This window comes from Halothiobacillus sp. DCM-1 (assembly GCF_045689735.1).
GTDB lineage: Bacteria > Pseudomonadota > Gammaproteobacteria > Halothiobacillales > Halothiobacillaceae > Halothiobacillus.
The window spans coordinates 36,042-49,599 of record NZ_CP142685.1; the positions used below are offsets into that span (position 1 = coordinate 36,042).

A 13,558-nucleotide genomic window follows, 5' to 3' on the forward strand; every position below is an offset into this window, starting at 1 on the left:
TCCATGCCACAGGAATCATCTATGTGTCACCCCGAAACGCCCGCCGACGATTGGCGTGCTGCGATCGCTTGGAATGAAGATGGGCTGGTGCCGGTGATCGCGCAGGATGCCGCATCCGGCCGTGTGCTGATGTTCGCCTGGATGAATCGTGAGGCGCTGGAGCAAACCATCAGCCGAGGTGAGGCCGTGTATTTTTCCCGTTCCCGGCAGCGGCTGTGGCATAAAGGCGAGCAAAGCGGCCATGTGCAGCGGGTGCATTCGGTGCATCTGGATTGCGATGGGGATGCCTTGCTGCTGAAAATCGAACAAATCAGTGGGATTGCCTGTCACACGGGGCGCGAAAGTTGTTTTTACCGCCAATGGGTCGATGGCCACTGGCAGATTACCGATCCCGTGCTGAAATCTCCGGAAGACATTTATGGCTGATTCCTGCCCTGACGATATCCTGGGCGAACTGATGCAGGTGATCCGCGCCCGACGCGGATCTGACCCCTCGGCGTCCTATGTGGCACAATTGTTCGCCAAAGGGCGCGCCAAGATCGCCCAGAAAGTCGGTGAAGAAGGCGTCGAGGCGGCTCTGGCCGCCGTCGGTGGCGATACCGAGGAAATCATCAAAGAGTTGGCCGATCTGTGGTTTCACAGCCTGGTGCTGCTGGCGGATGCGGGTCTGAGCCACGAGCAGGTGCTCGATGAGCTGGGGCGCCGGTTCGGGCTTTCGGGTTTGGCGGAGAAGGCCGCGCGTTCTCGGTCATGACTGGTGCCGGGACTGCGGATTCGATGAATGGCGTAATTTTGAAGCAAGATTGAGGAGCACATCATGGGTAGTTTTAGCATTTGGCATTGGCTGGTGATTCTGGCCATCGTGTTGTTATTGTTCGGCACCAAGCGCCTGAAAAACCTCGGTTCCGATTTGGGTGGCGCCATCAAGGGCTTCAAGAGCGCCGTGAAGGATGACGAGAAAAAAGAGGCCGATGCATCGTCTGCCGCGCCGGAATCCATACCGCATAAAACGGCCGATGCCAGCCGCGTGATCGAAGGGGAAGCCGTGCGCCGTGAGGGTGCCTCTTCAGATCAGAACAAACCCAGCTAAGGGTTCGTCGGACTGCAGGGCTTAAGGGGACGGCGTGTTCGGATTCAGCATTTGGGAAGTATTCCTGATTCTGGTGATTGCCTTGCTGGTGGTCGGGCCAGAGCGCTTGCCCGGTCTTGCGCGCAGCATCGGCACCTGGGTGCGCAAGATCAAAAAATTTGTGGCCAATGCCAAGGCGGAACTCGACAGCGAATTCAACTTGCAGGATATGAAGTCCCTGCTGAATTCTCAGGAGTCCGAAATCGCCAAGCTGCGTGCCCTGGTCGAAGAAACGCGCCAGGAAGTGCAGGATACCGGGCGTCACATGCTGTCTGCCGTGGATTCGGCGAAAGCCAGCGTCACGGCTACGGTGCCTGCCGCGAGCGCTGTGGCTGAGGCCGAAGCGGCACCATCGGCGCCCGCCACCGAGGCGTCCGAAGCCCCGTCATCCCCGCAGGCTTTGTCCTTTGAAGAAGAAATTCGGGCGATGGAGGCGGAGTCGGGGCAAACCTTCGTTCGACCGTTTGCCGCGCCGCCCCAGGATCCGCCGATGCCCGAATCCTCGACGAAACCATCACCGCAACCTCCGACTGCATCATGAGTGATTCTGACGCGCGTCGAGATTTGCCGCCGCCCCCCGAGCCGTCACCGCCGGTCGAAGAGGGGTTGAGTGGTTTTCTGAGCCACCTGGTCGAATTGCGCAACCGCCTGTTGAAGTCGGTGCTGGTGGTCTTGCTGCTTTTTTTGGCGCTGTTCCCGCTGCGTAATGAATTGTTTACCTTGCTGGCTGACCCGTTATCCCGCCATATGCCGGCCGGGACGACGCTGATTGCCGTTCAGGTGGCCTCGCCCTTTTTTATCCCGCTGAAACTCACGGCGTTGGCGGCCGTTTTCATTGCCATTCCGTATTTGTTGTATCAACTCTGGGCCTTCATTGCGCCGGGGCTCTATCAACACGAGCGCAAGCTGGTGGCACCCTTGGTATTTTCCAGCACGATTCTTTTCTATCTGGGCGCCTCGTTTGCGTTTTTCGTCGTCTTCCCGATTGTGTTCGGGTTTTTAGCCACAGCGGGGCCTCATGATGTGAATTTCGCCCCGGATATTGGCGAATATCTGAGCTTTGTGACCTCGCTCTTTTTTGCGTTTGGTTTCGTCTTTGAAGTCCCGGTTGCGATTGTCCTCTTGGTCATCGTGGGGGTGTTGACGCCAGACAAACTCGTTGAGTTTCGCCGGTATGCGATTTTGGTGGCCTTCATCATTGCCGCGATTCTGACGCCGCCGGATGTGCTGTCGCAGTTCATGATGGCGATCCCGATCATTCTGCTCTACGAATTTGGTTTGCTGGTGAGCCGGTTCGTCTATAAGGCGAAACTGGCGCGCGCGGCGGCGCTGGAGGTCGAAGAGGCGGCGGCCGCAGCGGCCGAGGAAGATGCCACCACCACGGCGCGGCATGCTGCCTATGAAGCGGCGCCGGAGCACGCAACGACGGGAACCGATGCGTCTTGGGATATCGATCGGGCATTGGATGAGGCTGAGGCAGCGCAGCGCGCCCTCGATGCGCCGCCCGAGAAGCCTCCAACGCCTGACACACCGCCGGATGCACCGGAACCCCCGCGTCCGACCTGATTTGCTGTTTGTTCTGGCTCGGCGGTGATCCTGCCTTGTCTGACTCTATTGAAGGAACCTACCCCATGGCCCGTACTGCCCCTCGAAGTCCTGTTTTGTTGGTCATCATGGATGGCGTGGGGGTGAACCCCAGCCGAGAAAATAACGCGGTTGCGCTGGCGGCCACCCCCAATCTCGATCATTTGTTCGCCCATCATCCGCATACGGTGATCGAAGCCTCCGGGCGTGCCTGCGGCTTGCCGGATGGGCAAATGGGTAATTCCGAGGTGGGGCATCTCACCCTGGGCTGCGGGGATTTGATTCGTCAAGATCTGGTGCGCATCGATGATGCCATCGCCGATGGCAGCTTCTTCACCAATGATGCCCTGGTCGAGGCGGCACAGAAGGCCGCCGCCGCCCGGCGTCCCCTGCATTTGATCGGCCTGGTGTCCGATGGCGGGGTGCATAGTCACCTCAATCACTTGTTCGCGCTGATCGAACTGGCCAGCCAGCATGGTGCCCGCCCCCTGGTGCACATGATTACCGATGGGCGCGATACGGCACCGAAGAGCGCCATTTCCTACCTGCCCGCGCTGGAGGAGCGCCTAGCCGCCGTGGGGGGCGCGATTGCCAGCATCAGCGGCCGGTATTATGCGATGGATCGGGATCAGCGCTGGGAACGCACCGAGCGCGCTTGGCGGGTGATTGTGCGCGGTGAAGGCGATCACTTTGCTACCGCGCGCGAGGCGCTGGAAGCGGCTTATGCGGCGGGCACCACGGATGAGTTTCTGTCACCTGCGCGTCTCGCGGCGTTCGAACCAATTCAAACCGGCGATTCGGTGATCTTTTTCAACTTCCGGAATGATCGCCCGCGGCAATTGACGGAAGCACTCGCGCAACCCACATTCAGCGGGTTTGATCGGGGCGACTATACCCGCGTACTGGTGACCTGTCTGACGGAATACGATCCCCGTTTTCTTTCGCCGATTGGTTTTGCGCCCGAGCGACCCAAAAATGTGCTGGCGGAAATCATCAGCCAGGCCGGAATCAAGCAGTTTCACTGTGCGGAGACCGAGAAATACGCGCATGTCACCTTTTTCTTCAACGGTGGAAAAGAGGCGCCCTTTGCCGGTGAAGATCGCTATATGGCGCCCTCGCCGAAGGTGGCGACCTATGATTTACAGCCGGAAATGAGCGCGCGGGAAGTCGGGGATGCGACGATCGCGGCGATCGAGCGCGAAGAATATGGCTTCGTGCTGGTCAACTTTGCCAATGGGGACATGGTCGGTCACACGGCGGTACGGGATGCGGTGATCAAGGCCGTTGAGACCGTGGATACCGAGGTGGGGCGGCTGGTGGCCGCGGCGCGCGCGAAAGGCTACGCGGTCATTCTCACCGCCGATCACGGCAACTGCGATGAAATGGTCGATCCGGTCAGCGGGGAGCCCCATACCCAACACACGGTGTACCCCGTGCCCTGTATCGTGATCGATGATCAGCGACCCCGCCTGCGCACCGGTGGCGGCATTGCCAATATTGCTGCGACCGTGCTGGAACTGATGGGCTTGCCGGTGCCGAAGAAAATGAAACGCTCGTTGATTCTCACGGCGGGCAGCGGCAACGAATAAGACCCGATCCGGCGCATTACGGATTGCCCCACACCCGAATGGGCTAACCGCGGGTGTCCGGTTTCAGTGTTTTGGGGGCGCGAGCCGATCCAGCCTCAGTCGTTCCCGGGTGTCAAACAAGCGATGTGCGCCAAAATGCACGGCCAGCAGCGCGCCAAATCCGGTGGCTGCCGTAATGAGCAGCATGATCAGAATTTGGTAGCGCACGGCTTCGAGCGGAGGCGCCCCGGCTAGAATCTGCCCGGTCATCATCCCCGGCAGGCTGATCACCCCGGCGGCGGCCAGCATATTCAGGGTGGGGATTAACCCGGCGCGTACCGCATCCCGCTTCAGGGGGCGCATGGCCTGATCGGCGGTTTGCCCGAGCAGCAGGCGTCCCTCGATGGCGGCACGGCTGCTGGCCGCCATCTGCGTGAGGTGGTTCAGGGCAAGGCCGATACCGGTCATGGTGTTGCCGAGAATCATGCCGAGCAGCGGAATCGCATATTGCGGGGTGAACCACGGGGTGGGTTGAACCACCAGCACCAAGGCAAACACCGTGACACTCGCGGCGGTCGCGCCCATCGAGACAAGGCCAATGCTGTAGCCCTGCCAGCCGGTGAGCCGCCGTTTCTGCCGGGCGATGACCTCGTAACTGGCCAGCAGCAGCATCACCGTCGCCATCAACAGCACCCAGCCCAGGGATTCGGCGGCGAAGAGCGCCTTGAGCACCCAACCGACCAACAGAAGTTGAGCCACCATGCGCAGGCTGCCGATGAGCAGGCTCCGCGTCAATTGCAAACCGTGCCAGAGCTGTACTACGCCTAGCGCTAATACGAGGCTGCCCGCGAGCAATAAATCCGTGGCCGAGAGGGTTTCGATCATATGGACTCCGCTGCGGTCAGTTCGATGCTTTCCCCGCCTAAAACCCGGCGCTCCTCAGCGTCGTGGCTGACCCAAAGCGCCGCTGCCGCCTGTTCGCGCACATAGTGCTGCACCAGCAGCCGCATGCGCGCTGCATTGTGGGCATCCAGATTGGCGGTGGGCTCATCCAGCAGCAGTACCCGTGGTTTTAAGACCAGCGCGCGCAGTAGCGCCAGACGCTGCCGTTCGCCGGTTGAGAGATGCTCGACAGGGGTATCCAACAGAGAGGGGGCAAGGGCTAGGGCTTCCAGCCAGCGCGGATCGGGTGCCTCGGCAAAATGCGCGCGGGCGGAATCGGCCCACCAGGCCGGTTCGGCCGGCACATAGCCGACCACTTGCCGCCAAGCGGCGGGCTTGAATGCGGTTTGAGGTTGGCCATCCAGCCGCACCTCGCCCTGATGAGGCGCGAGATCTGCCAATGCCCGCAGGAACTGGCTTTTGCCAACCCCGGAAGCGCCAAACAGGGTGATGATTTGTGCGGAGCGCAAAACGAGTGTGACCGGCTGATACGCCACACCACCGTTGGGCGCGGCACAGACGGCGCATACCTCAAGCATCGTTCGAGTCTCCAAATAAAAACCGCCGATGATTGATCGGCGGTCGGGGTTCTGGAGAGGCCGCAGGGTTTATTCTGTGGCGGCGGCAAACTTGTCGTGACCTGAACCCATCAAGGAAATATAAGCGGCCAACGCATCGATTTCATTATCGGTCATGTGTTTGGCTTGCGGAATCATCGCGTAGGATTTCGCGCCCATTTGCTGGCCTTTCCGGTAGATCTTCAGCAGGGAAATGACGGTGTCATAAGGCAGCCCGGCAATTTTTGGCGCACCGAAGAGTTTGCCCCCTTCGCCGTCCATGCCGTGGCAGACGGCGCAACTGGAGAACATGGCATGCCCCCAGGCCACGACATCGCTGGATACCACTTTGGGGGCGGCCGGCGCAGCGGGTGCGGCAGCAGCAGGCGCGGCTCCGCCGGTGGCTGGGGCGGCAGCGCTGGTTTTCCCACCGAGTTCAGCAATGTAGGCGGCGAGATCGTTGATATCGGCATCCGACAAACCAGCGGCCTGTGGTGCCATCGTGCTGTAGCGGGCACCGCCCAGGCCGTGCTTGGCGAGGTAATCTTTATCGCCTTTCTTGAAGGCCTGCAGAATGGCTGCGGCATCGGCGGCGGAAAGCTTGGTTAGGTCGGGGAAGGCACCGCCATTGCCGTGGCCATCGGCACCGTGACAGGCTGCACAGGTGGCGAATTTGGTTTTGCCTGCGGCGGCATCGCCCGTGCTGCCACTGGCGGCTGGCGCTGCTGAGGCCGCGGGGGCGGCAGCAGCCGGAGCTGCGGCTGTCGCGGGTGTCGGCGCGGCTTTTAGATCACTGGCTGGAACGACGACCGGGGCATAGGCGTCTTTGTAGGATTCCCGCGTGACGACATGCACGAGCGAAGTGACCAGATAGTACACTGCGGCCAAGAGCAGAATCGATGCGACGAAACCGACGAATTTTGCGCTGGAATCGACTTTTGGGTTATGACCATCAGCCACGATAACCTCCACAACAACTGGATGAAAACAGAAAACAGGTTGGCGGCACGCGGGTGTCGCACACACAATAAGCACTGCGCTTTGAACGCGGCGAAGACGCGGATGCGAAATTATACCGATGATCAGTCATTTGGCACATATAAAGCCCGAATAACCCCATATATTTATGTCTAAATCTGCCCGCTCGCGTGCCACAGAGCCTGTTCGGCTGACCGATCCCGTGACCCGACTGGCGGGAGTGGGGGAAAGAATCGCCGCGCAACTGGCGCGGCGGGGTGTGTATCAAGTCGCTGATTTATTGTGGCATTTGCCACAACGCTACGAGGATCGGGGCACGGTGCGGCCGTTGGCCTCGGTTCTGCCCGGCGATTCCGTCCTGATTGAGGTGGAGATTGTCGAAACGCGGGTGTTACGGCACGGCAAGGCGCGCCAGGTGGCGCTGGGGCAGGACGACAGCGGTCACATCACGCTCTGGCAATTTGGCCGGTTTGGCGAGCTGCTGCAGACCGGACGCCGCTATCTCTTATTTGGCGAGGTGCGGGTTGGGGCACAGGGGCTGGAAATGGCTCAGCCGGAGCGGGTGCAGAGTGCGGCCCTGGAGAGCATCTTACCCGTGTACCCCTCCACCGAGGGGGTGACGCAGGCGCGTTGGCGGGCGCTGATTGCCGAGGCATTGACCGTGGCCTTGCATGAACTGGACGAACTGCTGCCCACGACCGGATTGCCGCCGCCCCTGCAGATCGGAGCCTTGGCCGCTTTGCAGCGTCTGCATGCGCCCACACGGGCGCTGGGCGTGCCTGACCCGACGGATCCCGCGCGGGTGCGTCTGGCGGTCGAGGAGCTGATGGCGCAAGTGGTGGCGGTGCGCGCGCAGCGATCCCGCTGGGTTCGTCAGTCCGCGCCGGTGTTTCGGGAAGATTCGGCGTTTTGGCAGCGGTTACTGGCCGATTTGCCCTTCTCGCCGACGGCCGCGCAATCCCGGGTGCTGGCTGAAATTCTGGCCGATCTGCGCCAACCGCATCCCATGTTGCGGCTGGTGCAGGGGGATGTCGGGTCGGGGAAAACACTGGTCGCGGTCGGGGCGGCGCTGCACGCGATTGATGCGGGCTACCAGGTGGCGTTGATGGCACCGACCGCCTTGCTGGCGGAACAGCATGCGCGCAATTTTGCCCGGTGGCTCACGCCACTGTGTGTGCCGGTGCACCTGTTATCCGGGCAAATGACGGCGGGCACGCGGCGGGATGTATTGGCCGCGTTGCAGGCGGCCACCCCGGCGATTGTGATTGGGACACACGCGCTGTTTCAGGAAGCGGTGCAATTCGCCCGGCTCGGGCTCATCATCATCGATGAACAGCATCGCTTCGGGGTGCATCAACGCCTGGCTCTGTCGGACAAGGGCGCGCTGCCGCAAGGGGAGGGTCTGCGCCCGCATCAGTTGGTCATGACGGCCACGCCGATTCCGCGCACGCTGGCGATGAGCGCCTATGCGGATTTGGCGGTTTCGATCATCGACGAGCTCCCACCGGGGCGCCGCCCGATCAAGACGACGCTGCTGCGTGCGGATCGGCGGGAGGCGCTGATCGAACGCATCAGCGCGGTGTGTCGCGCGGGGCGGCAAGCCTATTGGGTGTGTCCCTTGATCGATGCGTCCACCCAGATCGAAGCCGAGGCGGCGGAATCGACCGCCGCGCGCTTGACCGAAGCCTTGCCGCATCTGCGGATCGGCCTTGTGCATGGCCGGATGAGTGCCGCGCAGAAACAGACGGTGATGGCGCAGTTCCAGGCGCATGCACTGGATGTACTGGTGGCGACCACCGTCATCGAAGTGGGGGTCGATGTGCCGAACGCCTCGCTGATGATGATCGAGAATGCAGATCGGCTCGGGTTGGCGCAACTGCATCAATTGCGTGGCCGGGTTGGGCGGGGCAGTACCGATTCCTACTGTGTTTTGCTGTATGACGAGCCGCTGTCGGATCGAGCCAAGGCGCGCCTGGCGCTGATGCGGGAAACACAGGACGGTTTTGTTCTGGCGGAGGCCGATTTAGCGCAGCGTGGCCCCGGTGAGGTGTTGGGGACACGGCAGACCGGGCTGGCCAAGCTCAAGGTGGCCGATCTGGTGCGGGATGCCGACTGGGTTCCGCTGGCACGGGCGCTGGCGGATCAATGGGTTGCAGAAAATCACCCGGGCATCCCGGCACTGTTGCAGCGCTGGGTCGGGGTGGGGCAGCAGTACGGCCAGGTCTAACAGGCCGTTGAAAACCCTTTTAACGGCCTGCTAGCCGCTGCCGGATGCGGAAATCATCGGCTGCCAACCGACTTGGCCGGTGCCGCAAAGCCTTAAGGTTAAGGGGCGGTATCGATGACGCGCTCTTTATCGGTCAGCTTGAGCAGATCTTGGCGTTTGAGCCCCATGTCGAGTGCGAGGCTGGAGGCGACATAGATGGAGGAGAAGGTGCCGAGCACGATCCCGACCAGCAGCGTGGCCGAGAAGCCGAACAGGCTTTCACCGCCGAACACAAACAGCGCCAGCACGGAGAGGAAGGTGGTCAAGGCCGTCATCACGGTACGCGACATGGTCTGATTGACCGAGGCGTTCATGATTTCGATTTCCGTGCCCTTGCGCATTTTGCGGAAATTTTCCCGCATCCGGTCGAACACCACGATCATGTCGTTGATCGAATAGCCTGCCAGCGCGAGGTAGGCCGCCAGCACGGTGAGGTTGAATTCGATCTGCGTGATGCTCAGAAAGCCGAGAATCATGATCAGGTCGTGCGACAGCGTGATCACCGCGCCCGCCGCCATCTTGAGCTGGTAGCGCAGGCTGACGAACAGCAGCAGCCCGCCGAGGACGGTGAGCATGGCGAGCGCGCCGGAATTGAACAATTCCTTGCCGACGGCCGGTCCGACATACTCCACGCGGCGCATCTGCACGCCCGGTTCTTCGGTTTTCAGGGCGGCGAGTACATGATCGGCCAATTGATTCTGGTTTTCGGATTTGGCCGGCGGCAGGCGAATCATCACCGATTCACTGGTGCCAAAATATTGCACTACGGCTTCATTGAACTGGTTTTTCTTCAGCAGGGCGCGGATGCTGTCCAGGTTGGCCGCCTTAGGGTAACCCACCTCGATGACCACCCCGCCGGTGAAATCCAGGCCGAAATTGATGCCGCGCGTGGCCAGCGACGCAAGGGAGGCCAGCAGCAAAATGACCGAAATGATGTAGGCGTAGCGCCGTTTACCGAAGAAATCGAATTTGGCGTCGTAGGGGAACAGGTTCAGCATGATGGAAGCCTCGAAGAGCGACGCGTTAAATCGAGATCCGCGTCAGGCGGGCGCGGCGGCCGTAGATCAGGTTCACCAGCGCGCGGGTGACCATGATGGCGGTGAACAGCGAGGCGAGAATCCCGATGGTCAGCGTCACGGCAAAGCCCTTGACTGGGCCTGAGCCCAGCGCAAACAGCACCACGGCGGCGAGCAGCGTGGTGACATGCGAATCGATGATGGTGGCGAAGGCGCGTTCATAACCGGCCTTGATGGCGGCCTGTGGCGTCAGCCCGTTGCGCAGTTCCTCGCGAATCCGCTCGTTGATCAGCACATTGGCATCGACCGCAATCCCGAGCGTGAGCACCATCCCGGCAATGCCGGGCAGCGTGAGCGTGGCCTGCAGCAACGACAGCACCGCGACGATCAGCACCAGGTTGGCAAACAGGGCAATCACGGCGGTGGTGCCAAACACGCGGTAGTACACCAGCATGAACGCGGCGACCAAGGCGAAGCCCAGAATCGAGGCATGAATCCCGGCGGCGATGTTGTCCGCGCCGAGGCTGGGGCCGACGGTGCGTTCTTCGACGATATCCATCGGTGCGCGGAGGGCGCCGGCACGCAGCAGCAGCGCGAGATCCCGCGCGGCCTCGGGTGAGCCCATGCCGGTGATCTGGAATCGGTTGGAGAGCTGATCCTGAATGGTGGCGACATTGATGACCTGTTCGATCAGCTTTTTGTCTTTCACCGGCTGGCCATTGACGATCTTGGTTTCCGTGCGGTGTTCGATGAACACGACCGCCATCTGTTTGCCGATGTTCTCGCCGGTGACATCCGCCATCCGCCGTGCGCCCTGACCGTCGAGATTGACGAACACAGCCGGGGTGTTGGAGCGCGAGTCAAAGCCAGACGAGGCGCCGGTGATGCGATCCCCGGTCACAATGACCTGCCGTTTGAGCAGCACGGGCTGGCCATTTTTCTCGTGATACAGTCGGACATCGGGCGGCACCCGGCCGGATTGCTCTGCGTCGATCCAGTCGCTGGGGGTGCCGGATACCAGGCGGAATTCCAGTGTCGCGGTCGCACCGATGATTTCTTTCGCCCGCACGGTGTCCTGAATGCCGGGCAGTTCGACTACGATGCGGTCTTCGCCTTGCTGCTGAATCAGCGGTTCGGCGACCCCCAGCTCGTTCACGCGGTTGCGCAGGGTGGTGATGTTTTGTTCGACCGCCGCTTTTTTCTCCGCCAGCACCCCGGCATCGGTCAAACGGGCGATGAGGTAAGGATTGCCGTTGCGTTCGGTTCGATCGAATTTCAGCTCGGGGTATAGGCCGGGAAGTTTGTTCATCGCGGCCGCTTGTGCCGTGGTGTCGCGGAAGCGGATCAGGATGTCCTTGCCTTGATCGACATCGGCGCTGACATAGCGGATGTCGTCATGGCGCATGTCGCCCCGCAGGCTTTCGACGCGGCGATCCAGCGCGGTTTTGATCGCGGCTTGCATGTCAATCTGCATCAGAAAATGCACGCCGCCGCGCAAATCGAGCCCCAGATACATCGGCTTGGCCCCCAGCGCCGTCATCCAGGCGGGTGCAGCGGGGGCGAGGTTCAGGGCGAGCGGGAAGTCCTCACCCAGCGCGGCGCGGACGACATTGACCGCTTTCAGTTGGGTGTCGGTGGTGCTGAACTGGATCAGTCCGTCCTTGGCTTCCAGCTGTGCCGACTTGATCGGCAGGTCGGCGGCTTTGAGCGCAGCGGTGGCGCGATCGAGCTCGGCCTGCGTCAGGCTGCCATTGCGTTTGGAAATTTGCAGCGCCGGGTTTTCGCCATACAGATTGGGCAGGGCAAAAAACGCCGCCAACGCCAATACCAGAACGATCAGCAGGTTTTTCCACCATGGATAGCGATTCATGAATCGGTCCCTGTCTTTGGTTGTGCGGACGGCCCGCGTCGCAGGGCGGGCGGGATCAGCGGCGTGCAGGCCAATCAGGCTTCGCGGATGTCTTTCAGTGTGCCCTTGGGCATGACGGTCGCCACGGCGCCGCGTTGAACGACCAGGGTCATGCCGTCGGCCACTTCAATCACGAGGAAGGCCTCGCCCAGTTTGATGACGCGGCCGAGCAGCCCGCCATTGGTGACGACTTCGTCGCCTTTTTCAATGGAATCAATCAGTTTTTTCAGTTCTTTTTGGCGTTTGACCTGTGGGCGAATCAGCAGGAAGTACATCACGCCGAAGATCAGGATCAGCGGCAAAAAGGTTGCGATCATGCTGGGTTCTTGGGCGGCACCGGTGGTGGTGGCTTCGGCCAGGGCATCAGAAATCAAAAACATGGAGCGGTTCCTTGGGGTGCATTAATCAGGCGCGCGACGCGCAAAACGGGCGTTAGTATGCCACAGGCTGGGCAAGTTCCCGCAGAGTTGGGGGCTGCGGAGCGGTTATTCAACCCCTCGGGCGCGATCCGCCGCGAACTGGCGGGTAAATTCGGTAAAGCGTCCCTCGGCGATCGATTCACGGATCTCGCGCATCAGCGTTTGGTAATAGTGCAGGTTGTGGATGGTGTTGAGCCGGGCGCCGAGCACTTCCTTGCAGCGGTCGAGGTGCTTGAGGTAAGCGCGCGAATAGCGCTGGCAGGTGGTGCAGGTGCAGGTTTCGTCGATTGGCCGAGTATCGCTCGCGTAGCGGGCGTTGCGCAGGCGCAGATCGCCAAAGCGGGTGAACAGATGGGCATTGCGGGCGTTGCGGGTGGGTAGGACGCAGTCGAACATGTCGATGCCGCGCGCAACCGCCGCGACCAGGTCTTCGGGTTTGCCGACGCCCATCAGGTAGCGCGGTTTGTCGGTCGGGAGCGGCGGGGTTGTGGCTTCGAGGACGGCATTGCGTTCGTCGAAGGGTTCGCCGACGGACAGCCCGCCGATGGCATAGCCGTCAAAGCCAATGGATAGTAGTCCTTCGGCGGACTCCTGCCGCAAGGCCGGATACATCCCGCCCTGCACGATGCCGAACAGCGCGGTGTCGGAGTTGTCTGGCTTGAGTGCATCGAAGGCGGCGCGGGAGCGGGCGGCCCAGCGCAGCGAGAGGCGCATCGAGCTTGCCGCCTGTTCCGGCGTGGCGGGATAAGGGGTGCATTCGTCGAAAATCATGACGATGTCGCTGCCGAGTTCATGCTGGATTTGCATCGAGCGCTCGGGCGTGAGCAGCACCGGGCTGCCGTCGATTGGCGATTGAAACTTGGCGCCTTCTTCGGTGATCTTGCGCATTTCTGCCAGGGAAAACACCTGAAATCCCCCGGAGTCGGTCAGAATGGGTTTCGACCAGCCCATGAAGTCGTGCAGATCCCCATGCGCGCGGATGATCTCGGTGCCCGGTCGCAGCATCAGGTGAAAGGTGTTGCCGAGAATGATTTCGGCGCCGAGCGCCACGAGTTCGGCGGGATCGACGGCTTTGACCGTGCCATAGGTGCCGACGGGCATGAAGGCGGGGGTTTCGATCGTGCCGCGCGCAAAGCGCAGTTGGCCACGGCGGGCGTTGCCGTCGGTGCGGAAGATAGAAAAGTTCATGA

At 61.5% G+C, this 13,558-nt stretch carries 14 protein-coding genes; 7 read left to right on the forward strand and 7 right to left on the reverse strand.

The features are described 5' to 3' along the window. Positions 1–21: 21 nt before the first annotated feature. The 6 genes from hisI (at position 22) to gpmI (ending at position 4,302) form a co-directional block, all read left to right on the forward strand. Positions 22–426, forward strand: a complete 405-nt coding sequence (gene hisI / locus VOI35_RS00175) for a phosphoribosyl-AMP cyclohydrolase (protein ID WP_407275888.1) — start codon at positions 22–24, stop codon at positions 424–426. Beyond that, a complete protein-coding gene (locus tag VOI35_RS00180; RefSeq protein WP_407275889.1) occupies positions 419–754 on the forward strand; it encodes a phosphoribosyl-ATP diphosphatase in 336 nt (111 codons plus the stop codon). Before hisI ends, VOI35_RS00180 begins: the two co-directional genes overlap by 8 nt. 63 nt (positions 755–817) lie before the next feature. Beyond that, positions 818–1,090 (forward strand): Sec-independent protein translocase subunit TatA, encoded by a 273-nt coding sequence (gene tatA / locus VOI35_RS00185; RefSeq protein WP_407275890.1) that lies wholly within the window; start codon positions 818–820, stop codon positions 1,088–1,090. Positions 1,091–1,124: 34 nt separating this feature from the next. After that, on the forward strand, positions 1,125–1,670 hold the full coding sequence (gene tatB / locus VOI35_RS00190; protein ID WP_407275891.1) for a Sec-independent protein translocase protein TatB: 546 nt from the start codon (positions 1,125–1,127) through the stop codon (positions 1,668–1,670). Next, positions 1,667–2,695, forward strand: coding sequence for a twin-arginine translocase subunit TatC (gene tatC, locus VOI35_RS00195; protein ID WP_407275892.1), 1,029 nt, complete (start codon positions 1,667–1,669; stop codon positions 2,693–2,695). The genes tatB and tatC overlap by 4 nt, the downstream gene beginning before the upstream one ends. Positions 2,696–2,760: 65 nt before the next feature. Further along, positions 2,761–4,302, forward strand: coding sequence for a 2,3-bisphosphoglycerate-independent phosphoglycerate mutase (gene gpmI / locus VOI35_RS00200; RefSeq protein ID WP_407275893.1), 1,542 nt, complete (start codon positions 2,761–2,763; stop codon positions 4,300–4,302). 63 nt (positions 4,303–4,365) lie between these two features. Here the strand turns inward: gpmI and VOI35_RS00205 are convergent, their stop codons facing one another. The 3 genes from VOI35_RS00205 to VOI35_RS00215 form a co-directional block, all read right to left on the reverse strand. After that, complete coding sequence (locus VOI35_RS00205; protein ID WP_407275894.1) at positions 4,366–5,166, reverse strand: ABC transporter permease; 801 nt, start codon at positions 5,164–5,166, stop codon at positions 4,366–4,368. Then, positions 5,163–5,762 carry an ATP-binding cassette domain-containing protein gene (locus VOI35_RS00210; protein ID WP_407275895.1) on the reverse strand — a complete coding sequence of 200 codons (600 nt, stop codon included), beginning with the start codon at positions 5,760–5,762 and terminating at the stop codon, positions 5,163–5,165. Before VOI35_RS00210 ends, VOI35_RS00205 begins: the two co-directional genes overlap by 4 nt. A 69-nt stretch (positions 5,763–5,831) precedes the next feature. Continuing rightward, positions 5,832–6,740, reverse strand: coding sequence for a c-type cytochrome (locus VOI35_RS00215; protein ID WP_407275896.1), 909 nt, complete (start codon positions 6,738–6,740; stop codon positions 5,832–5,834). Between the two features lie 166 nt (positions 6,741–6,906). Here VOI35_RS00215 and recG point away from each other — a divergent pair, with 166 nt between their 5' ends. After that, complete coding sequence (gene recG / locus VOI35_RS00220; RefSeq protein ID WP_407275897.1) at positions 6,907–8,985, forward strand: ATP-dependent DNA helicase RecG; 2,079 nt, start codon at positions 6,907–6,909, stop codon at positions 8,983–8,985. Positions 8,986–9,083: 98 nt separating this feature from the next. Here recG and secF read toward each other — a convergent pair whose 3' ends face one another. From secF to tgt, 4 genes are all read right to left on the reverse strand, one after another. Beyond that, a complete protein-coding gene (gene secF, locus VOI35_RS00225) occupies positions 9,084–10,022 on the reverse strand; it encodes a protein translocase subunit SecF (RefSeq protein WP_407275898.1) in 939 nt (312 codons plus the stop codon). 25 nt (positions 10,023–10,047) lie between these two features. Beyond that, on the reverse strand, positions 10,048–11,910 hold the full coding sequence (secD, locus tag VOI35_RS00230) for a protein translocase subunit SecD (RefSeq protein ID WP_407275899.1): 1,863 nt from the start codon (positions 11,908–11,910) through the stop codon (positions 10,048–10,050). 74 nt (positions 11,911–11,984) lie between these two features. Next, on the reverse strand, positions 11,985–12,329 hold the full coding sequence (yajC, locus tag VOI35_RS00235; RefSeq protein WP_407275900.1) for a preprotein translocase subunit YajC: 345 nt from the start codon (positions 12,327–12,329) through the stop codon (positions 11,985–11,987). Between the two features lie 105 nt (positions 12,330–12,434). Continuing rightward, positions 12,435–13,556 carry a tRNA guanosine(34) transglycosylase Tgt gene (tgt, locus tag VOI35_RS00240; RefSeq protein WP_407275901.1) on the reverse strand — a complete coding sequence of 374 codons (1,122 nt, stop codon included), beginning with the start codon at positions 13,554–13,556 and terminating at the stop codon, positions 12,435–12,437. Positions 13,557–13,558: the final 2 nt, after the last annotated feature.